The organism is Streptomyces cellostaticus, assembly GCF_001513965.1.
Lineage (GTDB): Bacteria > Actinomycetota > Actinomycetes > Streptomycetales > Streptomycetaceae > Streptomyces > Streptomyces cellostaticus.
This window is the reverse complement of the sequence record NZ_KQ948024.1, coordinates 34690-55878: the sequence shown is the minus strand read 5'-3', so window position 1 is coordinate 55878 and position 21189 is coordinate 34690. Positions and strand designations below refer to the sequence as shown.

Sequence of the window (21189 nt, the reverse complement as noted above, 5' to 3'; positions counted from 1 at the left end):
CGGCTCAGTAGGTGCCGACCTCCACATGCGGCGGCCCGTCGTGCCAGGTGCAGAACACCGACACCCGGTCCGCGCCCCTGCTGAACTCCACCCGGATCCATGTCTCCGTCTTCCACACCTGCATCGACCAGCCCGTCCCCGGGGTCGCCGAGACGAGCGTGGCGCTTGCCGGTCCCAGGTCGAAGACCGCCCGGCCACCGTCGGTGTCGTAGCCCTTGACCCGACCGGGGGAGGTGGCCGTGGGGGAGGGGCTGGTGCCGGGGGCCGGTGTCCGGGAGGGGGTGGAGGCCGACGGCCCGGACGACGGGCTCTTCGACGGGGACGGCCGGGTGGCGGGCGGCGTATCCAGCGGCTTCGAGCCCTGCGCGGTCGCGTCGGCCGCCGTGATGGGCAGGGCGCGCGGCGGGTCGTACGCCGTCCCGGCCATCACCGTGTGCACGCCCCACCACGACAGCGTGACCGCCGCTCCCGTCGCGAGCAGCCACGCCAGTACGTGTACGAGTCCTCTGCGCATCGCGGGCCATACTGCCTCAGCGTGACCGCCGTGCGCACTTGCCCCGAGTTATCCACAGGCGCCGGACCGGGTTCCGCCGCATGGCGTACGGTGCGGCGCATGGCAAGTGTGCTCGTGGTCGAGGACGACCAGTTCGTACGCTCGGCGCTCATCCGGCATCTGACCGACGCCTCGCACACCGTGCGCAGCGTCGGTACGGCACTGGAGGCGCTGCGCGAGGTCGCCCATTTCCGTTTCGACCTGGTGATCCTGGACCTCGGACTGCCCGACCTGGACGGCTCCGAGGCGCTGAAGATGCTGCGCGGCATCACGGACGTACCCGTCATCATCGCCACCGCCAGGGACGACGAGACGGAGATCGTCCGGCTGCTGAACGCCGGGGCGGACGACTACCTGACCAAGCCGTTCTCGGTCGAGCACCTGTCCGCCCGCATCGCGGCCGTGCTGCGCCGGGCCCGCTCCAGCGGCGCGGAGGCCGCGCCGTCCGCCGTCATCCGTGTCGGCGGGCTGACCGTCGACCCGCTGCGCCGCCAGGCCGAGCTGGACGGCGTGCAGTTGGACCTCACCCGCAGGGAGTTCGACCTGCTGGCCTTCCTCGCCGGCCGCCCCGGTGTCGTCGTCCCGCGCAAGGAACTCCTCGCCGAGGTCTGGCAGCAGTCCTACGGCGACGACCAGACCATCGACGTCCATCTGTCCTGGCTCCGCCGGAAGTTGGGGGAGACGGCCGCCCGGCCCCGCTATCTGCACACCCTCAGGGGTGTCGGTGTGAAGTTGGAGCCGCCCGTGCCGGCCGACGGGGGAGGGGAACCGCCGCGATGAGATGGGCCCTGGTCAAGGTGTGCCTGGCGGTCACCACGATGGTCGTGGTCGCCTTCGCCGTTCCGCTCGGTCTCGTCGTCAAGGAGATGGCCCGCGACCGCGCCTTCTCCAACGCCGAGCGGGAGGCGGCCGCCGTCGCCCCCGCGCTGTCCATCACCACCGACCGGGACAAGCTGGAGCGGGTGGTGGCCTCCGCAGGAGCGGACTCCGGGATGGCCGTGCACCTGCCCGCCGGCGGCGCCCGCTCCGCGCTCGACCTCGGCCGGCAGCGCGCCGCCGACCGGGACATCCAGGCCGTACGGAAACTGGGCCGCGCCTCCACCACCTCGGTCGCCGGCGGCTCCACACTGCTGCAGCCGGTCGCGCTCAGCTCCGGTGCGATCGCGGTCGTCGAGGTGTATGTCCCCGAGTCCGAGACGAGCAACGGCGTCGGCACGGCCTGGGCGGTGCTCGCCGCCGTCGGCCTCGCGCTGATCGTCGGCTCGGTCGCCGTCGCCGACCGGCTCGGGGTGCGTATGGTGCGGCCCGCGCAGCGGCTGGTCGAGGGCGCGCACGAACTGGGCGAGGGCAAGCTGGGCGCCCGCGTGCCCGAGGACGGCCCGACCGAACTGAGACTCGCGGCGGTCGCGTTCAACTCCATGGCCGACCAGGTCGTCCAGCTCCTCGCGAACGAGAGAGAGCTGGCGGCCGACCTCTCGCACCGGCTGCGCACCCCGCTGACCGTGCTCCGGCTGAACGCCGCCTCCCTCGGCGCCGGGCCCGCCGCCGAGCAGACCCGGACCGCCGTCGCCCAGCTGGAGCGCGAGGTCGACACCATCATCCGCACCGCGCGCGAGGCCAAGCCGCAGACCGTGGCGGCCGGGCCCGGTGCCGGGTGCGACGCGGCCGAAGTGGTCCGCGAGCGCATGGAGTTCTGGTCCGCGCTCGCCGAGGACGAGGGCCGCAAGTGGCGGGTGGCCGGGGTCGAGCGACCGGTGCGCATACCCGTGGCCCGCGCCGACCTGGCAGCCGCCCTTGACGCGCTGCTCGGCAACGTCTTCCGGCACACCGCAGACGGCACCGCCTTCGCGCTCGACGTGCACAACGGCGAGGACGCGGTGATCGTGCTGGTCTCCGACGCGGGCCCCGGCATACCCGACCCCGAGGCGGCGATGGCCCGTGGCCGCGGCTCCGGCAGCGCGGGCTCGACCGGCCTCGGCCTCGACATCGTCCGCCGCCTCGCCGAGTCCACCGGCGGAGACGTCCGCATCGGCGCATCGGTACTGGGCGGAACCGAGGTACGGATCTGGTTCCAGCTGGACGGGCGCAAGCCGGGGGGCAGGGGGCACCGGGGGTCCGTACGCAGGAGACGGTCGGGCAAATTGGTCTCGACCTTTAACCGCCCCCGATCCCTTCCTTAAGCGCACCCTAAGGACTTCAACGGCCGTCCAGATCAGGCCGTTTGTCCGATTCTCGCTCGCTAGCGTGCTGCCGCACCTCACCCCCGTGATGAACGAAGGCAGGCACGCGCATGAGCACGCACCGGCGCAGGATCAGTGGCAGGAACAAGGCGATCGGTGGCCTGGTGGCCGCGGCCGTGGTCGGTGGTGGCGCGGTCCTGCTGACCGGCACCGCACACGCGGCCGGTGTCGGCGCCGCGTACACCAGGACCAGCGACTGGTCGACGGGCTACACCGCGCAGTACGTCGTCACCAACAACAGCGGTCAGACGGAGAAGACCTGGACGCTGGAGTTCGACCTCCCCGCGGGCGCGAAGCTCAGCTCGCTGTGGAACGGCGAGTCGAGCGTCAGCGGTCAGCACGTCACCGTGAAGCCCGCCAAGTGGGACACGGCGGGCCTCGCGCCGGGCAAGTCGGTCACCGTCGGCTTCGTGGTCAGCGGCACCGGCGCCCCGACGGGCTGCCGGATCGACGACGCACAGTGTTCCGCGGACGACGGCGCCACCCCCGAGCCGAGCGGCCGCCCGACCCGGACCCAGTCGCCGACCCCGACCGCCACCCCGACCAAGAGTGCGACCCCGACGCAGAGCGCCACCCCCAGCCAGAGCGCCACGCCCACCCCCACCGGCAGTACCGGCAGCGGCACCACCGCCTCCGCCGGTTTCGCGCCCTACGTCGACACCTCCCTCTACCCGGCCTTCGACCTGCCGGCCGCCGCGGACGCGACCGGCGTCAAGAACTTCAACCTCGCCTTCATCACCGACGGCGGCAGCTGCACCCCCAAGTGGGGCGGTGTCACGGACCTCACCGGCGACGGCGTGGCCGCCCAGATCGGCTCCCTGCGCGCCAAGGGCGGTGATGTCCGGGTCTCCTTCGGCGGTGCCTCCGGTTCGGAACTGGCCACCACCTGCTCCTCCGCCGACGCGCTGGCGGCGGCCTACGGCAAGGCCGTCGACGCCTTCAAGCTGACCAAGGTCGACTTCGACGTCGAGGGCGGCGCGCTGCCCGACACGGCCGCCAACACCCGCCGCGCCCAGGCCATCGCCAAGCTCCAGGCCCAGCACCCGAACCTGGACGTCTCCTTCACCCTCCCGGTGATGCCCGAGGGCCTGACCCAGGACGGCGTGAACCTCCTCTCCAACGCCAAGTCCAACGGCGTGAAGACCGACACCGTCAACATCATGGCGATGGACTACGGCGCCTCGTACAGCGGCGACATGGGCACCTATGCCGAGCAGGCCGCCACCGCCACGCAGGCCCAGGTCAAGAGCGTGCTGGGGCTGTCCGACTCCGCCGCCTGGAAGACGGTGGCGGTCACCCCGATGATCGGCGTCAACGACGTCGCCTCCGAGGTCTTCAAGGCCGACGACGCCACCCAGCTGGTGAACTTCGCCAAGTCCAAGGGCCTCGGCTGGCTCTCCATGTGGTCCGCGACCCGCGACAAGCAGTGCGACGGCGGCGCGAAGAACTCCGCCGACGCCACGTGCAGCTCGATCGTCCAGGACAGGTTCGCATTCTCGAAGGCGTTCGGGGCCTTCAACTGACCCGCCGGACACCGCGAGTCCGACACCAACTCGGCATGATCATGCCTATATAGTTCCGGCCCGGGTCGATCTTCGGCCCGGGCCGGCGCCGGTCGACACGATGACGCACGGCCCGTTTCGCACGCCATCACCCGGGCCGTCCAAGCCCGGGCGCATCACTTCGGGGGAATCGTGACATCCATCCGCCATGCCCTGGTCACCACCGTGCTCGCCTGCGCCGCGCTCACGCTGACCGCCTGCCAGCCTGAAGACACTGCCGACGCCGACGGCACCGTCACCCCTTCCGCCACCGCGAGCCACGCCGCCAAGGGCGGTGCCAAGAGCGACTGCCACACCCTCGCTCCGGGCCACAAGTACGTCCAGGTCGAGAGCGTCTCCGGCGCCATGAACACCCTCACCGTCAAGGACGCCACCCAGAACTGCAACCCCGACGAGGGCGCCTTCTACCAGGCGAACGGGAAGGAACACGAGTACACCGTCGCCTCCGACAGCACCCCCATCTACGTCCTGCACGTGAAGAAGAAGGGTCCGGCGAAGATGACCGCTGCCAACGGCGGCATCGAGCACGTCCGTGTCTGCGCCAACGGCACCGCACACGACACCGACACGGCCTCCGCCGACACCAGCGACTGCTATGGCGAGAACTTCTACGACGTGGCCGTGAACAGCAACGGCAAGGTCACCGAGATGACCGAGCTCTACGGCTCCTGACCGAAGGGGCGCGGCACTCCCCCGGGGGTGCCGCGCCCCTTCCCCCTAGTGGGCCTCCACCGCCGGCAGCGACCCCGTCCGTGCCACCTCGCTGTACCACCGCGCACTCGACTTCGGCGTCCGTTCCAGCGTGGCGTAGTCCACGTACACCGCCCCGAACCGCTTGCCGTAGCCGTACGCCCACTCGAAGTTGTCCAGCAGGGACCACAGGTAGTAGCCGCGGACGTCCGCGCCGTCGGTGAGGGCGCGGCGGACCGCCGAGAGGTGGCCGTGCAGGTAGGCGATGCGCTCGGGGTCGTGCACGCGGCCGTCGGGGTCGGGCTTGTCGTCGTAGGCCGCGCCGTTCTCCGTCACATACAGCGGCAGGCCGGGCGCCTCCCGCGTGTACCGCATGATCAGGTCGTACAGGCCCGTCGGGTCGATCGTCCAGCCCATCTCCGTGCGCTCGCCCGGGGTCTGGTGGAACAGCACGGTGTCGGCGCCCGGCCAGGGGGAGTGCTCGCTCGCGCCGTGGCCGTCCCGGCGCGGTCCCTTGAACTCGTCGGCGGCCGCCGAGACGAGCGTCGGGGTGTAGTAGTTCAGGCCCAGCGCGTCCAGCGGCACGTTGGCGGTGCGGACGTCGCCGTCGAGGACGTACGACCAGTCGGTGACCGAGGCCGTCGCCGAGAGGAGCGACTCGGGGTACGAGCCGTGCAGCATCGGGCCGTGGAAGATCCCGTTGGCCAGGTCGTCGATCCGGCGGGCCGCCGCCAGGTCGGCCGGGTCCTGCGAAAGGGGCCGCACCACCGAGGAGTTGAGGCTGACGGCGATCTGGTTGCGGGCCGGCATCGCCGAGCGCAGGGCCGCCGCGCCCAGGCCGTGGGCCAGGTTGAGGTGGTGGGCCGCGCGCAGGGTGGCCGCCGGGTCGGTACGGCCGGGGGCGTGCACGCCGGAGCCGTAGCCCAGGAAGGCGCTGCACCAGGGCTCGTTGAGGGTGATCCACTGCTCCACCCGGTCGCCCAGCGCCTCGCCGACCAGCTGTGCGTACTCGGCGAACCGGAAGGCGGTGTCCCGCTCCGGCCAGCCCCCCGCGTCCTCCAGCTCCTGCGGCAGATCCCAGTGGTAGAGGGTGATCGCCGGCTTGATGCCGTGCGCGAGGAGTTCGTCCACCAGGCGGCGGTAGAAGTCCAGGCCCACCTGGACGGCCGGTCCCCGGCCCGTCGGCTGCACCCGGGACCAGGAGACGGAGAAGCGGTAGGCGCTCAGGCCCAGCTCCGCCATCAGCGCCACGTCGTCGCGGTAGCGGTGGTAGTGGTCGACAGCGATGTCACCGGTCTCGCCGCCGGCCGTCCTGCCCGGCGTATGGCTGAAGGTGTCCCAGATCGAGGGGGTCCGGCCGCCCTCCCGCACCGCCCCCTCGATCTGGTAGGCGGAGGTCGCGGCGCCCCAGAGGAAGGCGTGCGGAAAGGTCACGGGGGAAGGGGAAACGGAGTCAGGCATGGAAGCGCTCCCATGAAGGTCGTAGGAGACCGAAGAAGGGGTGGGGAGGGGGGAAGAGGGGCCGGGACGGCGGTGGCCCGGCCCCTGGGAAGGGGAAGGTCAGCCCTTGATCGCGCCCTGCATGATCCCGCCCACGATCTGCTTGCCGAACAGCAGGAAGGCGATCAGCAGCGGCAGCGTGCCGAGCAGAGCGCCGGCCATGATCACCGCCTGGTCCGGGACATAGCCGGTGCCGAGGGAGTTCAGGGCCACCTGGACGGTCGGGTTCTGCTGGTTCAGGGCGATGATCGGCCACAGGAAGTCGTTCCAGGCGAACACGAAGGTCAGCAGGCCGAGAACCGCCATCGCGGGGCGTGCCGCGGGGAAGACGACGTGCCAGACGATCCGGAGGCTGCTCGCGCCGTCCACCCGGGCGGCCTCGATCAGCTCCGACGGCAGCGCCTGCACCAGGTACTGCCGCATGAAGAACGTACCGAAGGCGGTGACGAGACCCGGCAGGATCACCGTCTGCAGCTGGTTGGACCAGCCGAGGTCGGACATCCACAGGTACAGCGGGACGACGGCCAGTTGCGGCGGAATCATCATCGTGCCGATGGTCAGCAGCAACAGCAGGCCGGAGAAGCGGAACCGCAGCTTGGCGAAGGCGAAGCCGGCCAGCGTGGAGAACAGCACCGTGCTGACGGTGATCGTGCCCGCCACGATCAGCGAGTTGAACATCGCGGTGCCGAGTCCGGCCTGGTCCCAGGCGGTCTCAAGGTTCTTGAACAGGTTGCCGCCGAACCACAGCGGCGGCGGGGTCTCGTCCAGTCGGTGGGCGGTGCGCGAGGCCGCGATCGCCGTCCACACCAGCGGGGCCAGGGAGGCGAGGGCGAAAACGGTCAGCACGACATACGTCACCGGGCCCGCGTGCAGCTGCTTGCCCGCGCCCATCACCCGGCGACGGCCGGCCCTTGGAGGCTTCGTCGCGGGCAGCGTCAGTTCACTGGTCGTCATCGGGACTTCCTCAGCCGTCGGGTGAGCAGCAGGTTGACCGCGGCGATGAGCAGCAGGATCAGGAACATCGACCAGGCGATCGCGGACGCCTTGCCGAGATTGCCGATGATCCAGCCCTGGTCGTACATGTACAGACCGAGCGTCTGGTATTGGTGCTCGGAGCCGCCCTTGGACCCGCTGACCCCGCCGAACAGCAGCGGCTCACCGAACAGCTGGGTGGCGCCGATGGTGGAGACGACGATCGTGAACAGGATCGTGGGCCGCAGCTGCGGGATCGTCACATGCCAGAACTGCTGCCAGCGGTTGGCCCCGTCGATCGCCGCCGACTCGTACAGATCGCTCGGGATCGCCTGCATCGCGGCCAGGTAGATCAGCGCGTTGTACCCGGTCCACCGCCAGATCACGATCGACGACACCGCGAACTGTGAACCCCAGTCCGATTCACGCCAGTTGACCGCACCCACCCCGAAGAAGTGGAGGATCCAGTTGACCATGCCGCCGTCCCACGAGTACAGCAGCGTGAACACCAGGGTCGCGGCCGCCACCGAGGTGGCGTACGGGGTCAGCATCACGACCCGCCACACGGTCGAGCCGCGCAGCCGGTAGTTCAGCAGGTGGGCGAGGCCGAGCGCGGCCAGCAGCTGCGGAACCGTGGAGATCAGACCGATGGTGAACGTGTTCTCCAGGGCGTTCCAGAAGAAGTCCGAGGAGAGCAGGTTCCGGTAGTTGTCCAGGCCCGCCCAGGTCTGGTGGTCCAGGGCCGACAGCTGCACGTGGTGCAGCGAGTACCAGGCCGTGTAGAGCAGCGGGACCAGCGTGAAGGCCCCGAACAGGACGAAGAAGGGGGCGACGAACGCGTACGGCGACGCCTTCATGTCCCAGCGGTACAGCCGGCTGCGCCAGGAGTCGGCGCCCGCCGGCGCACCGCGACCGTGAGCGCCCCGGGCCGCGCCCGGCGGGGTGCCGGGCGCGGCGTCGGCGCTCGTCGCGGAGTGCGCGAGAGCCTGCTTGGAGCTGCTCACTGGCCGAGCACGTCCTTGATCTCCTTGGACGCGGCGTCCCAGCCCTGCGCGGGCGACTTGCCCTTCTGCTCGACCTGGAGGATGCCGATGTCGCTGATCGCGTTGTCGATCGGCTTGTCCTTGGGGCCGAGGGGCTGCGACGGGATGGTCTTCGCCGAGTCGGAGAAGATCTGGGTGAGCGGCGCGTCGGAGAAGTACGCCGTGGTGTCGGCCTGCGGCTTCAGGCTCGGGTACACCGACGGGATGGACGGGAAGCTGGCCTGCTTGGCGAAGACCTTCGCCTGCTGCTCGGGCGCGGTCAGCCACTTCGCCAGTGCGATGGCCTCCTTCTGGTGCCTGGTCGCGGTCGGCACGCCGAGGAAGGAGCCTCCCCAGTTGGACGGCGCCGGCGCCGACGCCACGTCCCATTTGCCCTTGCCGGAGTCACCGGACTTCTGCTCGATGTAGCCGATCATCCAGGCCGGGCAGGCGACGGAGGCGAAGGTGCCGTTGGCGAAGCCCTGGTCCCACGTCGGGTCGAACTGCTTCAGCTTCGCCGACATGGTGCTGGTCGCGACGCTCATGGCGGCGTCCCAGGCCTTCTTCACGCCCTCGGACTTGTCCCAGACGACGTTGCCGTCCTTGTCGTAGTACCGCTCGCTCGCACCGCCCAGCGCCGCGTTGTAGACGGAGGAGGCCGAGTCCACGAACTTGGTGCCCGTGGGCGCCTTCTTCATGTACTGCTTGCCCAGGTCGACGTACTTGCTCCAGTCGCCCTTCCACATCGCGGCGAGCTTGGTCCGGTCGGTCGGCAGCCCGGCCTTCTGGAACATGTCCTTGCGGTAGCAGATGGCCATCGGCCCGGTGTCGGTCCCGAGCCCGATGAGCTTGCCGTCCTTGGTAGTCGCCTGCGCGAGCTTCCAGTCCAGCCACTGCGACTTGTCGACGTCCTTGCCGATGTCGACGAACTTGTCCGCCTGCGTCTGCACGGCCTCGGTGATGTTGCCGATCTCGATGGCCTGGATGTCGTCGGTGCCGGAGCCGGCCTGGAGGCGGGTGAGCACCTTCGGCCAGTAGACGTCGGTACGAGTGGTGACGTTCTCCTTGATGTTGATGTCCGGATGGAGCTTCATGTACTCGTCGTAGAGGCCGGACTGCTTGTAGCCGAAGACACCGAAGGTCCCGATGGTCAGCGTGATCTTGCCCTTGCCACTGCCGTTGCCGCCGCCGTCCGAGTTGGACGAGCCGTCGTCCGAGTCGTTGGCGCAGCCGGCCAGCAGCCCTGTGGTCAGCGCGGCGACGGCCACGAAGGCCCCCAGCCTGTGGGACCGGCGGATGCTCGTGCGCATTGCGTCCTCCTGTTGCCTGACGTGCCGACCCCCCGGCCGACTGCATGGAATCGGGCCCGTTCGTACGCGCTGCGGCTCGGGCGGGGAACGTGCGGGACGTGTATGTGTCAGGTACTGTGGGAGCGCTCCCACGTGTGATGTGTTGAAGAGTCGTCGGTTCGGGGCGGGGTGTCAAGGGAGCCGACGACGGCAACCGCGTTCAGTTATCGGGCCGTTAACCGGACCCGCTCGGGGCCGGGCGGCGGCGACGGACGGGCCTGTTAGATTCCAGGCCAGCTGGGATGCTGGTGTCGAGAAAGGCGGAGCCCATGGCAGGCCACGGAGCGCGGAGCCGGAGCGGAGGGCGGCCCACGCTCGAGGAGGTTGCCGCCCGGGCCGGGGTCGGCCGGGGCACGGTCTCGCGCGTGATCAACGGCTCGCCCCGGGTCAGTGACACGACCCGCGCAGCGGTCCAGGCGGCGGTCGCCGAGCTCGGCTACGTCCCCAACACCGCGGCCCGCGCCCTTGCGGCCAACCGCACCGACGCCATCGCGCTGGTCGTCCCCGAGCCCGAGACCCGCTTCTTCGCGGAGCCGTACTTCTCGGACATGCTGCGCGGTGTCGGCAGCGAACTCTCCGACACGGAGATGCAGTTGCTGCTGATCTTCGCGGGCAGCGACCGGGAGCGGGAGCGCCTCGCCCAGTACCTGGCGGCCCACCGCGTCGACGGCGTCCTGCTGGTCTCGGTCCACGCCGACGACCCCCTCCCGGACCTGCTGGCCCAGCTGGAGATCCCGGCGGTGATCAGCGGTCCGCGTTCGGCCGCGGAGACGCTCACCTCGGTGGACTCGGACAACTACGGCGGTGCCCGCTCGGCCGTGGAGCACCTGCTGGCCCGGGGCCGTAACAGGATCGCCCACATCACCGGCCGCCTCGACGTCTACGGCGCCCAGCGCCGCGTCGACGGCTACCGCGACGCCCTGCTGGACGCGGGCCGGAAGCCGGACGAACTCCTCATCGAACCCGGCGACTTCACCGAGGAGGGTGGTCGCCGGGCCATGACGACGCTGCTGGAGCGGTACCCCGATCTGGACGCCGTCTTCGCCGGCTCCGACGTCACGGCGGCGGGCGCCCGGCAGGTGCTGCGCGAGGCGGGCCGCCGGATCCCCGACGACGTGGCCCTGGTCGGGTACGACGACTCGGCCATCGCCCGCCACATGGACCCGCCGCTGACCAGCGTCCGCCAGCCCATCGTGGAGATGGGCCGCGCGATGATCGACCTGCTGCTCGCCGAGATCGCCGACCGTCGCCCGGCCGTGTCCCGGGGGCTGGAGCGGCGGCATGCGGTACTGCGTACGGAACTGGTGGTGCGGGCGTCGTCGTAGAGCCGTACGGCGGCGTCACCGGACGTGGGCCCGCGCGCCGGTGCCTGTCAGTCCGGGAGGGTGAGCCGCCAGCGGGTCTCGCCGTCCTGGGCCTCCCCCGTCGGGGACAGTCCGGCGGCGGTGGCGACGGCGGCCGAGGCGCGGTGGTCCGGGTGGATGTGCGCGACGAGCGTGCGAACTCCTTGATCCCGCAGCCATTCCACGAGCCCCCGGGCTGCCTCGACGGCGTATCCGTTGCCCTGCCAGAGGGTGCCGACGACCCAGGCGATCTCGGCGTGGTCCCGGTGCGGGCCGGTGACGGTGGCCTGGACGGTGCCGACCAGGCGGCCCGCCTCCCGTCGGCGCAGCACCCAGTTGCACCAGGAGACGGTCGGGTCGGGGGAGCCGGCGGTGAGGCGTTCGTAGCGGGTGCGCAGGGCTTCGGGAGTGGCGGGGGAGCCGCCGATGAAGGTGTGCAGGGCGGGGTCGGCGAGGGCGGCGGCCATCTCCGTGGCATGACCGGGTCGGAGGGGGAGGAGATCCAGGCGGGCGGTGGTGATCGGCTCAGGGCGCACGCGGTGAGGGTACGGCGGCGGGCGCGGGTCAGGTACATGGACGGGTACGGGCTGGCCGCGGTGCGCGGGGAAGTGGGGGAAACGGGGGAAAACGAAATCAGCCGGTGACCCGTCTCTCGACGGAGTCACCGGCTGATTACTCAGGGTGAGTGACGGGACTCGAACCCGCGGCATCCTGGACCACAACCAGGTGCTCTACCAGCTGAGCTACACCCACCACGACCGGCGGTGAACTTGTCGTTTCCCCGACCGGCCGAGAAGAAGTCTACAGGGTCCGAAGGGGTGCTCGCGCACAGGTTTTCGCGCAGGTCCCCGAGCGGACCCTGCGGACCCTACTGAGCAGGCAGGACGTGCTTGGCCGCGATCGATTTGGCGGTGTCGGAATCCGGGCCGGGCTGCGGGACGAAGATGGCCTCGCGGTAGTAGCGCAGTTCGGCGATCGACTCGCGGATGTCGGCGAGGGCGCGGTGGTTGCCGTTCTTCTCCGGGCTGTTGAAGTACGCCCGCGGGTACCAGCGCCGCGCCAGTTCCTTGATGCTGGAGACGTCCACGATCCGGTAGTGGAGGTAGTCCTCCAGGGTCGGCATGTCCCGCACCAGGAAACCGCGGTCGGTGCCGACCGAATTGCCGCACAGCGGCGCCTTGCCGGGCTCCTTCACATGCTCCCGGACGTAGGCGAGGACCTGCTCCTCGGCGTCGGCCAGCGTGGTGCCGCCGGCCAGCTCGTCCAGCAGTCCGGACGCGGTGTGCATCTGACGCACCACCTCCGGCATCGTCTCCAGCGCCGAGTCCGGCGGGCGGATGACGATGTCCACCCCCTCGCCGAGTACGTTCAGCTCGGAGTCGGTGACGAGGGCGGCTACCTCGATGAGAGCGTCGTCGGACAGCGAGAGGCCGGTCATCTCGCAGTCGATCCACACCATGCGATCGTTCATGCGACCACCCTAAAGCTGGCGTCGGCATTTGGGTGCCCCGCGTCGGTGCCGTGCTCGCGGCCCGAGCACGGAAAGAGGGGAGCGGGTGTGGACCCGCCCCCCCCTCTGTTCGCCGTGCTCAGTCGCCGCTGTGTGCCTCGCTCAGCTGCCGCTGCGTGGCCCCGGCAGCAGGCTCACCGCGCCCGCGGCCTGGCGGCGGCTCTGCATCGGCACCGCGCTCTCCCGCTCCGGGTGCAGCAGGGCCGGTACGGGTCCCACCGGTCCGTGGCCGGGCAGGCCCGCCGGTGCGCTCGCCGGGCCGGAGTGGGACACCGGCGCCTCCGGGTCGCCCGGCCTTTCGCCCTGCGGCCGACGGGCCCGGTAGGCGGCCCGGTAGGCGGCGGGGGACGAGCCGAGCTGGCGCCGGAAGTGCCCGCGCAGCGCGACCGGTGAGCGGAAGCCGCAGCGGCCCGCCACCTCGTCCACGGAGTAGTCCGACGTCTCCAGCAGCCGCTGCGCCTGGAGCACCCGCTGTGTGATGAGCCACTGCAGCGGCGCGCTCCCGGTGAGCGAGCGGAACCGGCGGTCGAACGTACGGCGGCTCATGTAGGCGCGTGCCGCCAGCGTCTCCACGTCGAACTGCTCGTGGAGGTGTTCCAGCGCCCAGGCGACGACCTCGGCGAGCGGGTCGGCGCCGATCTCTTCTGGTAAAGACCTGTCGAGATAGCGCTCCTGACCGCCACTGCGGCGCGGCGGGACCACCAGGCGGCGGGCGAGCGCACCGGCCGCCTCGTTGCCGTGGTCCGTCCGCACGATGTGCAGACACAGGTCGATCCCCGCGGCCGTACCGGCCGAGGTCAGTACGTCGCCGTCGTCGACGAACAGTTCGCGCGGATCCACGTGCACCGACGGATAGCGCTTGGCCAGCGTCGGTGCGTACATCCAGTGTGTGGTCGCCGGACGGCTGTCCAGCAGGCCCGCCGCCGCGAGGACGAACGCGCCTGTGCACAGCCCGACGATGCGGGCCCCCTCCTCGTGCGCGCGGCGCAGTGCGTCGAGCGCTTCCTCCGGTGGCGGCGAGGTGATCGAGCGCCAGGCCGGTACGACGACCGTACCCGCGCGCGAGATCGCCTCGAGCCCATGCGGTGCGGTGAGTTCCAGGCCCCCCGTGGTCCGCAGCGGGCCTTCCTCGCCGGCGCACACCAGCAGTCGGTAGCGCGGCACGCCGGCGTCCTGGCGGTCGATCCCGAACACCGAAAGCGGTATGGAACTCTCGAAGATGGGGCCGCCGCTGAACAGCAGCACCGCGACGATCTCCTTGCGGCGTCGCCCGGACAGTTTCCGGGCTGCGGCTTCCGGCGCGGCGGTGGAGTCGTGGCTCATCCCTGCTAAGCCCCCCTCGGTGGTCGCGGCTCCTCGGTTGTGTCGCTCCTGCACGTTTCCCCTCGGTCCTGCACGAGTCCCCCGCCGTAAGACATCAAGATCGAATCTACTGGCTCCCGCGGTCTGTCGGTGGCCAGTTCCACACGCCGCAGATTGTCGACATGACAACTTGGCGTGAAGCATTCGATCACGAAGGGTTGCACTCGTGGAGCGTGCAGGGAAGTGCGCCTTGTCGCAGTGGCCAAACCGCGTAGGGTGCGCAGGGTCGCCCAGACCCTTTCCGTGCAGGTGGAACGGGGGTTGGGGGGTGGTTCAGACCCCTCCGCAGCGGTATCCGGAAGTTGGCCGAAAAGCAGCGTTCGAGGGTGCAAAAACCGGTCAGTCGACCGGTGTCTTCCTCTTGGTGTGACGTCCGCCTCTTTGCGCGGCGCAACGCTCGGAGCGCCGCAGCAGAACGCGGCAGGCCGCCGTGACGGCGGCCAGACCCAGGAAGGTGCCGGCGGCTCCGGCGAGCGAGGTGCCGTACCAGACGAGGACCACGGGTACGAGGACACAGCAGAAGGCCGCCCAGCGGATCACATCACTCGTCGTGTCCGAGGCGGGGTGCGGGTCGGGGGCGGATCGGGGTCCGGACATCTCGTACTCCCTGTGGCGGCGGCTCACCGGGTTCAACGCCTGTTCGATCGGTCGGTCACCGGCCGTGGCTCCGGGAATACCCCGGTGGCTCCGGGAATCCTGTGCAAACCGCCTGTACGGGGCAGCAACCATTGCGTTACGGGCGCTGCTCGTGCATGCTCCGGGGAACCCCTACGGACATCGGGGGGCCGCTTACAGAGCGTGTGCAGGAACTGGGCAGAGGAGGCGTGCCGCCGTACCCTTGGGGGTATGGGGTTGGGAAGACGTTTCCCGGACACAGCTCCGCTGCACGATGTCACCCCCCACCTAAAGGATCACAACGCCGAGACAGCCATGGCCGGTCACGAATTCTTCGAACCCGCGGACCGCAAGCGGCCGGTCGCCGATCCCACGGCGGCCGATCCCCTCGCGGCGCAAGAGCCACGCCCTTCCTGCGATCCCGCCTTCAAGCACGGCGTCGTCGTCGGCTTCGACGGCTCGACGTCCAGTGAGCGCGCCCTCGCCTACGCGATCGGCATGGCCCACCGCTCCCGCTCGGGCCTGATCATCGTCCACGTGGCCAACCGGCTGCCCACCACCGTGTGGGCCGGCTGCGAGCCGCCCGTCTTCGTCGACGTGCCGGACCACCGCACCGAGGTGCTCGGCCTGGAGCTGGCCTGCGCCGACTATCTGGCCGAGGTGCCCTGGATCCTGGTCGAGCGGGGCGGCGACATCTGCCACGAACTCGAAGAGGTCGGCAAGGAGTACGAGGCCGACGCGATCGTGGTCGGCTCGACGCACGGCATCGTCGGCCGGATCTTCGGCTCCGTGGCCGGGCGGCTGGCCAAGCGTGCCCAGCGGCCCGTGATCGTCGTTCCCTGAGCTTCCGACACCCCGTCAACTCCCTTTGTGCAGCGCGAAACTACTTGCGCGTAGAGGTGTTTGTGCCCTTGTGAAGGGCATATATCGGTCACCGCGCAACTGCACATGCATGAAGGGAGCCCGCCGTGGACAACGACGTCTCTGCGGGAAGCGGAACCACTACCGTGGTCGGCCGACTCGCCCTGGGTATCACCCTGTTGGCGTTCGGGCTCGGCACGACCGGCGTGATCGACGGCGTTCGGGCATCCGACGCCGTGTCACTGGCTCACTACGTGGGCGGCATAGCCCTTTACCTCGTCGGCCTGCTGGCCTTCCGGGACCGTGACACCGCCTCCGGCACGGGCTTCGTGGCCCTCGGCGCGCTGTGGTTCACCTGGGCCGTCGCAGGTCAGATGCCGGCCAACGCGGCCGGACTCTTCCTGCTGCTCTTCGCCCTCGTGGCTCTCTCGCTGACCCTTGCGGGCGGGGACGGTCTCGGGCAGGCCGTGTACGGGCTGCTGTTCCTGGCGATGCTGCTGCTCGCCGTCGGGCAGTTCGCCGACAGTTCCTCTCTCGCGAAGGCCGGCGGCTGGGCGGCCGTCGTCTCCGGTGCGGCGGCCTGGTATGCGGCGACGGCGGCGTTGGCTCACTGGCCGACGGCGCTTCCTGGGCGTGCTGCGGGCCGGGGGGTGACGGCCACCGGCTGAGTGTGAGCAGCACGGAAGGGACCCCCGCGTGTTTGGTGGCACACGTGGGGGTCCGTTCTGTTGTCCTGCCTGTGCAGGAGGCTCGTGGTTGCTCGCGCCCACGCGGCGGAGCCGCATGTCGATACAGCCCCGCGCCCCTCAGGGGCGCACTACTCCACCGTTACCGACTTGGCGAGGTTGCGCGGCTTGTCGATGTCCCGCCCGAGTGCCTTTGCCGTGTGGTACGCCAGCAGCTGGAGGGGGATGCCCATCAGGATCGGGTCCAGTTCGTCCTCGTTCTTCGGGACCACGATCGTCTGGTCGGCCTTCTCCTGGTGCCGGTGGGCCACCGCGAGGATCTTGCCGCTGCGGGCCTTGATCTCCTCCAGGGCCGCGCGGTTCTTCTCCAGGAGGTCGTCGTCGGGGACGATCGCGACCGTCGGGAGGGCCGGCTCGATGAGGGCCAGGGGGCCGTGCTTGAGCTCGGAGGCCGGGTAGGCCTCGGCGTGGATGTAGGAGACCTCCTTCAGCTTCAGGGAGGCCTCGCGGGCCACCGGGTAGCCCCGGACGCGGCCGACGAAGAGCATCGAGCGGGCCTCGGCGTACAGCTCGGCCAGCTTCTTGATCTCCTCCTCCTGCTGGAGGATCTCGGTGATCTGCTCCGGCAGCTTCCTGAGGCCCTCGATGATCCGCTTGCCGTCGCGGACCGAGAGGTCGCGGGTGCGGCCCAGGTGCAGCGCGAGCAGGGCGAAGGCGACCGTGGTGTTCGTGAAGCACTTCGTCGACACGACGCAGACCTCCGGGCCCGCGTGGACGTAGATCCCGGCGTCCGCCTCCCGCGCGATCGCCGAGCCGACGACGTTGACGACGCCGAAGACCCGGGCGCCCTTGCGCTTCAGCTCCTGGACGGCGGCGAGGACGTCGTACGTCTCACCGGACTGGGAGACCGCGACGTAGAGGGTGTCGGGGTCCACGACCGCGTTGCGGTAACGGAACTCGGAGGCCGGCTCGGCGTCGGCGGGGATGCGGGCCAGCTCCTCGATCATCTGGGCGCCGATCATGCCCGCGTGGTACGAGGTGCCGCAGCCGAGGATCTTCACGCGGCGGATCTGCCGGGCCTCGCGGGCGTCCAGGTTCAGGCCGCCGAGGTGCACGGTGGAGAAGCGGTCGTCGATGCGGCCGCGCAGCACGCGGTCCACGGCGTCGGCCTGCTCGTGGATCTCCTTGTGCATGTAGGTGTCGTGGCCGCCCATGTCGTAGGAGGCCGCCTCCCACTCCACGGTGGTCGGCTCGGCCGCGGTACGGGTGCCCTCGGTGGTGTAGGTGCGGAAGTCGTCGGCCTTGAGGGTGGCCATCTCGCCGTCGTCCAGCGTCACTATCTGCCGGGTGTGGGCGACCAGGGCGGCGATGTCCGAGGCGACGAACATCTCCTTCTCGCCGATGCCGAGGACCACCGGGGAGCCGTTTCGGGCCACCACGATGCGGTCGGAGAAGTCGGCGTGCATCACCGCGATGCCGTAGGTGCCCTCGACGACGCGGAGGGTCTCGCGGACCTTGTCCTCCAGCTTCTCGGCCTGCGAACGGGCGATCAGGTGGGTGAGCACCTCGGTGTCGGTCTCGGAGAGGAACTCGACGCCGTCCGCCTCCAGCTTGCGGCGCAGGTCGGCGGCGTTGTCGATGATGCCGTTGTGGACGACGGCGACCTTCTGGTCGGCCGACATGTGCGGGTGGGCGTTCACGTCGGAGGGGGCGCCGTGGGTGGCCCAGCGGGTGTGGGCGATTCCGGTGGTGCCCTTGAAGCGCGCCGGGACCTTTGCCTCCAGGTCGCGCACCCGGCCCTTGGCCTTGACCATCTTCAGGCCGGCCGTCTTCGGGGAGGTGACGACGATGCCCGCCGAGTCGTAGCCCCGGTACTCCAGGCGCTGCAGGCCCTCCAGGAGCAGGGGGGCCACGTCACGCTTCCCGATGTATCCGACAATTCCGCACATATATAGGTATTCCTCAGCCCGTAGTTCCCGGCAGGTTCTCAGCCGTAGACCATGCGGCGCAGCTGCCTGAGCGTCAGCTCCGGCGGCGCGACCGCCCGGTATTTCAGGTCCGCCTCGATCCGTTCGAAGATCGCCGTGTTCTGCAGGCCCTGGGCCTGCAGCTCGCGATGGCGGCGACGGACGTAGTCCTGCGTCGTCTCGTCGAAGTAGGCGAGCACGTCCTGCACCACCCGCAGCGCCTCGCCCCGGCTCAGGGGCGAGGACCGCGTCAGATGATCCACAAGTTCGTCGTGCACCCGGTAGATCCTGAGGTACCGGAGCCGGTTTCGCAAGAATCCTGCCCGATTCCGGGCACGTGGCTGTTGGCCGTCTTATGGCGTGCTGTTTACAAGCTGTCCATCCTGCGTCTTGTGCTGCGTCGCCCGGACGCACGAGTTTCAGACGTCATGGACATTCCTCGTATGGGAGTACCCGAGAAGCTGGCCGAGCGCATGAGCATGGCCGAGCAGCATGAGTACCTGCGCGCCAGATTCTCGCGGCGCACCATGATCAGAGGCGGCGCCGTCACCCTGGGCGCCGTCACGGGTGGCGCATTCATACCGGGTGCCACCGCCCAGGCCGCCGTGCCGACCCAGCGCACCGCCTCCGCCGCCGAGTCGGTCGACGGCGCGTACGTCGCCCCCTTCGGCCGCCACCTGGCCTGGGGCAACGACCCGCGCACCGAGATCACCGTCTCCTGGCAGGTCCCGGTCGCGGTGAAGGACCCGTTCATCCGCATCGGCGCCCACCCCTGCGACCTCTCCCGCAAGATCCCCGCCGAGGTCCGCGCCCTCTACACCCCGGCCGGCGTCGGCGCCAGCGGCGACCACACGCAGTACTACCTCCACGCCAAGCTCACCCACCTGCGCCCCGGCAAGACCTACTACTACGGCGTGGGCCACCAGGGCTTCGACCCGGCCGAGCCGCAGCTGCTGGGCACCCTGGGCACCTTCACCACCGCCCCCGCCCACAAGGCGCCGTTCACCTTCACGGCCTTCGGCGACCAGGGCGTCAGCTACCACGCCCTGGCCAACGACAGCCTGATCCTCGGCCAGAACCCGGCCTTCCACCTGCACGCCGGCGACATCGCCTACGGCGACCCGGCCGGCCAGGGCAAGACCACCGACACCGGGTTCGACTCGCGCACCTGGGACCAGTTCCTGTACCAGACCGAGTCGGTCGCCAAGCAGATCCCGTGGATGGTCTCGTTCGGCAACCACGACATGGAGGCCTGGTACTCGCCCAACGGCTACGGCGGCGAGGAGGCCCGCTGGACCCTGCCCGACAACGGTCCGGACAAGAAGAACCTCCCGGGCGTCTACTCCTTCGTCTACGGCAACACGGCGATCATCTCGCTGGACCCCAACGACGTCTCCTTCGAGATCCCGGCGAACCTGGGCATATCGGGTGGAACCCAGACGACATGGTTCGAGGGCCAGCTGAAGAAGTTCCGGGCCGCGAAGGACATCGACTTCATCGTCGTGTTCTTCCACCACTGCGCGTACTGCACCTCCACCGCGCACGCCTCGGAGGGGGGCGTGCGCCAGGAGTGGGTGCCGCTGTTCGACAAGTACCAGGTGGACCTGGTCATCAACGGCCACAACCACCAGTACGAGCGCACGGACGTCATCAAGGGCAACGAGGTCACCAAGAAGCTGCCGATCGGCGGCACGGCCTACCCCGAGACCGAGGGCGTCGTGTACGTCACGGCGGGTGCCGCGGGCCGCAGCCTGTACGCCTTCAGCGCCCCGGACTCGTACGAGGGTCACGAGCACGAGGTCGACTCCGTGGCCTCCTTCGTCAACCTCAAGGACGGCAAGCAGAACGAGACCGTCGCCTGGTCGCGCGTGCGCTACCTGAACTACTCCTTCCTGCGCGTGGACGTCACCCCCGCGCCGAAGGGGCAGTACACCACCCTGAACGTCCAGGGCATCGCCGAGACCGGTGACCGCATCGACCACTTCACGGTCGCGCGCAGGGCCAAGTAGGACGGCCTTCTGCGAGCAGGCGGTCCGTTACATGCGTCTGAGGACCGCCTGCTTGGCCAGCGTGAACTCCTCGTCCGTCAGCACCCCCGAGCGGTGCAGCTCGCCCAGCTCGCGCAGCCGCCGCAGCAGCGCGTCGTGGTCCTCCTCGGCCGCGGGCGCCTTCGTGAGCTGCGGCGGCCCGGGTCGTACGTCCGTCGCGGCGGCCGGGGCCGACGGGTGCGGCAGCCGGGCCTGTACGGCGGCCGCGACCAGGGCCATCAGCGGGTCCTTCTTGAACCCCCACAGCTCGACGGCGTTGGGATCGTACTTCGGCGGGGCGGTGACGGGCGCGCCGCGCACGGTGAAGCGCAGATGCCCGTTCTCCAGCCCGGCCGCCGGCTGCCACTCCACGGCGGTGATCTCCGTGACGGGGATCGAACGGGCTCCGGCGGCGGCCTTGGCGTCCTCCGTCTTCCAGTTCCACTCCAGCCGCACCTGCTCCCCGTCGAAGCTCGCCGTGCCGTCCCCGGCCGAGGCGGCGACCGGCACGGCCGGACCGGACAGCAGGTACTCGGCGACCGGGTCCGGTGAAACCCCGTCCAGCAGCAGGGCGTTGCGGACCTCGTCCGCGAAGTACTCGGCGACGCCGTACCGGTCGGACTCCACGGTCAGCTGGTAGGGGTCGTGGGGCTCGGCGAGCCGGCCGCCCGTCGCGTGCAGCAGCGGGTCGGCGCCGTCGCGCAGCCGCAGCCTCAGCCGCCCCGACTTCTTCCCCTGCTCGAAGGAGACACCGGCCAACGCACCCAGAGGTACGACGAGTTCACCCAGCGTCCTGCGCAGCACGCCGATGTTCTTGTCCCGGCCCGGGGTCAGCCTGACGGCATCCCCGTCGAAGGCCCAGGTGCCGTCCTTCTGGATGATTTCCGCCATGCGGGGATTGTTTCACCGGATCTGCGGGAGAGTGGTCTT

General features: G+C 70.1%; 20 protein-coding genes and 1 tRNA gene. 8 read left to right on the top strand and 13 right to left on the bottom strand.

The annotated features are described in order from the left end of the window. Nucleotides 1–4: 4 nt before the first annotated feature. The gene (locus tag AQI88_RS20200) at nt 5–514 is read right to left on the bottom strand and encodes a hypothetical protein (RefSeq protein WP_067001100.1); all 510 of its coding nucleotides are present in this window, start codon (nt 512–514) and stop codon (nt 5–7) included. Nucleotides 515–613: 99 nt separating this feature from the next. On the opposite strand from AQI88_RS20200, the gene AQI88_RS20195 reads away from it, so the two are divergent. The 4 genes from AQI88_RS20195 (at nt 614) to AQI88_RS20180 (ending at nt 5027) form a co-directional block, all read left to right on the top strand. Beyond that, nucleotides 614–1333: a response regulator transcription factor gene (locus AQI88_RS20195; protein WP_067001097.1), complete on the top strand. Its 720-nt coding sequence runs from the start codon at nt 614–616 to the stop codon at nt 1331–1333. After that, the gene (locus AQI88_RS20190) at nt 1330–2733 is read left to right on the top strand and encodes a sensor histidine kinase (RefSeq protein ID WP_067001093.1); all 1404 of its coding nucleotides are present in this window, start codon (nt 1330–1332) and stop codon (nt 2731–2733) included. The genes AQI88_RS20195 and AQI88_RS20190 overlap by 4 nt, the downstream gene beginning before the upstream one ends. Before the next feature lie 110 nt (nt 2734–2843). Further along, nucleotides 2844–4316: a glycoside hydrolase family 18 protein gene (locus AQI88_RS20185; protein ID WP_067001090.1), complete on the top strand. Its 1473-nt coding sequence runs from the start codon at nt 2844–2846 to the stop codon at nt 4314–4316. Between the two features lie 171 nt (nt 4317–4487). After that, on the top strand, nt 4488–5027 hold the full coding sequence (locus AQI88_RS20180) for a hypothetical protein (RefSeq protein ID WP_067001087.1): 540 nt from the start codon (nt 4488–4490) through the stop codon (nt 5025–5027). A gap of 45 nt (nt 5028–5072) precedes the next feature. Here AQI88_RS20180 and AQI88_RS20175 read toward each other — a convergent pair whose 3' ends face one another. From AQI88_RS20175 to AQI88_RS20160, 4 genes are all read right to left on the bottom strand, one after another. Further along, nucleotides 5073–6506 (bottom strand): GH1 family beta-glucosidase, encoded by a 1434-nt coding sequence (locus AQI88_RS20175; RefSeq protein WP_067001084.1) that lies wholly within the window; start codon nt 6504–6506, stop codon nt 5073–5075. A 99-nt stretch (nt 6507–6605) separates the two neighbouring features. Continuing rightward, the gene (locus tag AQI88_RS20170; RefSeq protein ID WP_208615841.1) at nt 6606–7499 is read right to left on the bottom strand and encodes a carbohydrate ABC transporter permease; all 894 of its coding nucleotides are present in this window, start codon (nt 7497–7499) and stop codon (nt 6606–6608) included. Continuing rightward, on the bottom strand, nt 7496–8521 hold the full coding sequence (locus tag AQI88_RS20165) for a carbohydrate ABC transporter permease (RefSeq protein ID WP_067001080.1): 1026 nt from the start codon (nt 8519–8521) through the stop codon (nt 7496–7498). The genes AQI88_RS20170 and AQI88_RS20165 overlap by 4 nt, the downstream gene beginning before the upstream one ends. Continuing rightward, nucleotides 8518–9849 carry an ABC transporter substrate-binding protein gene (locus AQI88_RS20160; RefSeq protein WP_067001078.1) on the bottom strand — a complete coding sequence of 444 codons (1332 nt, stop codon included), beginning with the start codon at nt 9847–9849 and terminating at the stop codon, nt 8518–8520. The genes AQI88_RS20165 and AQI88_RS20160 overlap by 4 nt, the downstream gene beginning before the upstream one ends. Nucleotides 9850–10157: 308 nt before the next feature. Here AQI88_RS20160 and AQI88_RS20155 point away from each other — a divergent pair, with 308 nt between their 5' ends. Beyond that, entirely contained in the window at nt 10158–11213 is a 1056-nt protein-coding gene (locus tag AQI88_RS20155) for a LacI family DNA-binding transcriptional regulator (protein WP_067001075.1), read from the top strand. Between the two features lie 47 nt (nt 11214–11260). On the opposite strand, the gene AQI88_RS20150 is transcribed toward AQI88_RS20155, so the two are convergent. The 5 genes from AQI88_RS20150 to AQI88_RS20130 all read right to left on the bottom strand — a co-directional run bounded on the left by AQI88_RS20150 (nt 11261) and on the right by AQI88_RS20130 (nt 14700). After that, nucleotides 11261–11767 (bottom strand): GNAT family N-acetyltransferase, encoded by a 507-nt coding sequence (locus AQI88_RS20150; RefSeq protein ID WP_067001072.1) that lies wholly within the window; start codon nt 11765–11767, stop codon nt 11261–11263. Between the two features lie 144 nt (nt 11768–11911). Beyond that, a tRNA-His gene (locus AQI88_RS20145) sits at nt 11912–11984 on the bottom strand. A 115-nt stretch (nt 11985–12099) separates the two neighbouring features. Beyond that, complete coding sequence (gene orn / locus AQI88_RS20140) at nt 12100–12702, bottom strand: oligoribonuclease (protein WP_067001069.1); 603 nt, start codon at nt 12700–12702, stop codon at nt 12100–12102. Nucleotides 12703–12843: 141 nt separating this feature from the next. Further along, on the bottom strand, nt 12844–14064 hold the full coding sequence (locus tag AQI88_RS20135) for a helix-turn-helix domain-containing protein (RefSeq protein ID WP_067001066.1): 1221 nt from the start codon (nt 14062–14064) through the stop codon (nt 12844–12846). Between the two features lie 378 nt (nt 14065–14442). After that, on the bottom strand, nt 14443–14700 hold the full coding sequence (locus AQI88_RS20130; protein ID WP_067001063.1) for a hypothetical protein: 258 nt from the start codon (nt 14698–14700) through the stop codon (nt 14443–14445). Between the two features lie 333 nt (nt 14701–15033). Between AQI88_RS20130 and AQI88_RS20125 the strand changes: the two genes are divergently transcribed. Together AQI88_RS20125 and AQI88_RS20120 are read left to right on the top strand one after the other, a co-directional pair. Further along, nucleotides 15034–15561, top strand: a complete 528-nt coding sequence (locus tag AQI88_RS20125) for a universal stress protein (RefSeq protein WP_067001060.1) — start codon at nt 15034–15036, stop codon at nt 15559–15561. A gap of 125 nt (nt 15562–15686) precedes the next feature. Next, nucleotides 15687–16247: a GPR1/FUN34/YaaH family transporter gene (locus tag AQI88_RS20120; RefSeq protein WP_067001057.1), complete on the top strand. Its 561-nt coding sequence runs from the start codon at nt 15687–15689 to the stop codon at nt 16245–16247. A gap of 149 nt (nt 16248–16396) precedes the next feature. On the opposite strand, the gene glmS is transcribed toward AQI88_RS20120, so the two are convergent. Both glmS and AQI88_RS20110 read right to left on the bottom strand, forming a co-directional pair. After that, complete coding sequence (glmS, locus tag AQI88_RS20115; RefSeq protein WP_067001055.1) at nt 16397–18214, bottom strand: glutamine--fructose-6-phosphate transaminase (isomerizing); 1818 nt, start codon at nt 18212–18214, stop codon at nt 16397–16399. Between the two features lie 38 nt (nt 18215–18252). After that, nucleotides 18253–18510 (bottom strand): hypothetical protein, encoded by a 258-nt coding sequence (locus tag AQI88_RS20110; RefSeq protein ID WP_067001052.1) that lies wholly within the window; start codon nt 18508–18510, stop codon nt 18253–18255. Between the two features lie 165 nt (nt 18511–18675). Here AQI88_RS20110 and AQI88_RS20105 point away from each other — a divergent pair, with 165 nt between their 5' ends. Then, on the top strand, nt 18676–20241 hold the full coding sequence (locus tag AQI88_RS20105; RefSeq protein ID WP_067001049.1) for a purple acid phosphatase family protein: 1566 nt from the start codon (nt 18676–18678) through the stop codon (nt 20239–20241). 27 nt (nt 20242–20268) lie between these two features. Here the strand turns inward: AQI88_RS20105 and AQI88_RS20100 are convergent, their stop codons facing one another. Next, complete coding sequence (locus AQI88_RS20100; RefSeq protein ID WP_067001046.1) at nt 20269–21150, bottom strand: DUF4429 domain-containing protein; 882 nt, start codon at nt 21148–21150, stop codon at nt 20269–20271. Between the last annotated feature and the right edge of the window lie 39 nt (nt 21151–21189).

What these genes read in the sequence shown, in the direction of transcription:
- AQI88_RS20155 (WP_067001075.1), top strand. Translation starts at nt 10,158, where the DNA reads ATGGCAGGCCACGGAGCGCGGAGCCGGAGCGGAGGGCGGCCCACGCTC.
- AQI88_RS20200 (WP_067001100.1), bottom strand. Translation starts at nt 514, where the DNA reads ATGCGCAGAGGACTCGTACACGTACTGGCGTGGCTGCTCGCGACGGGA.
- AQI88_RS20190 (WP_067001093.1), top strand. Translation starts at nt 1,330, where the DNA reads ATGAGATGGGCCCTGGTCAAGGTGTGCCTGGCGGTCACCACGATGGTC.
- AQI88_RS20125 (WP_067001060.1), top strand. Translation starts at nt 15,034, where the DNA reads ATGGCCGGTCACGAATTCTTCGAACCCGCGGACCGCAAGCGGCCGGTC.
- AQI88_RS20105 (WP_067001049.1), top strand. Translation starts at nt 18,676, where the DNA reads ATGGGAGTACCCGAGAAGCTGGCCGAGCGCATGAGCATGGCCGAGCAG.
- glmS (WP_067001055.1), bottom strand. Translation starts at nt 18,214, where the DNA reads ATGTGCGGAATTGTCGGATACATCGGGAAGCGTGACGTGGCCCCCCTG.
- AQI88_RS20135 (WP_067001066.1), bottom strand. Translation starts at nt 14,064, where the DNA reads ATGAGCCACGACTCCACCGCCGCGCCGGAAGCCGCAGCCCGGAAACTG.
- AQI88_RS20185 (WP_067001090.1), top strand. Translation starts at nt 2,844, where the DNA reads ATGAGCACGCACCGGCGCAGGATCAGTGGCAGGAACAAGGCGATCGGT.
- AQI88_RS20100 (WP_067001046.1), bottom strand. Translation starts at nt 21,150, where the DNA reads ATGGCGGAAATCATCCAGAAGGACGGCACCTGGGCCTTCGACGGGGAT.
- orn (WP_067001069.1), bottom strand. Translation starts at nt 12,702, where the DNA reads ATGAACGATCGCATGGTGTGGATCGACTGCGAGATGACCGGCCTCTCG.
- AQI88_RS20195 (WP_067001097.1), top strand. Translation starts at nt 614, where the DNA reads ATGGCAAGTGTGCTCGTGGTCGAGGACGACCAGTTCGTACGCTCGGCG.
- AQI88_RS20170 (WP_208615841.1), bottom strand. Translation starts at nt 7,499, where the DNA reads ATGACGACCAGTGAACTGACGCTGCCCGCGACGAAGCCTCCAAGGGCC.
- AQI88_RS20160 (WP_067001078.1), bottom strand. Translation starts at nt 9,849, where the DNA reads ATGCGCACGAGCATCCGCCGGTCCCACAGGCTGGGGGCCTTCGTGGCC.
- AQI88_RS20130 (WP_067001063.1), bottom strand. Translation starts at nt 14,700, where the DNA reads ATGTCCGGACCCCGATCCGCCCCCGACCCGCACCCCGCCTCGGACACG.
- AQI88_RS20175 (WP_067001084.1), bottom strand. Translation starts at nt 6,506, where the DNA reads ATGCCTGACTCCGTTTCCCCTTCCCCCGTGACCTTTCCGCACGCCTTC.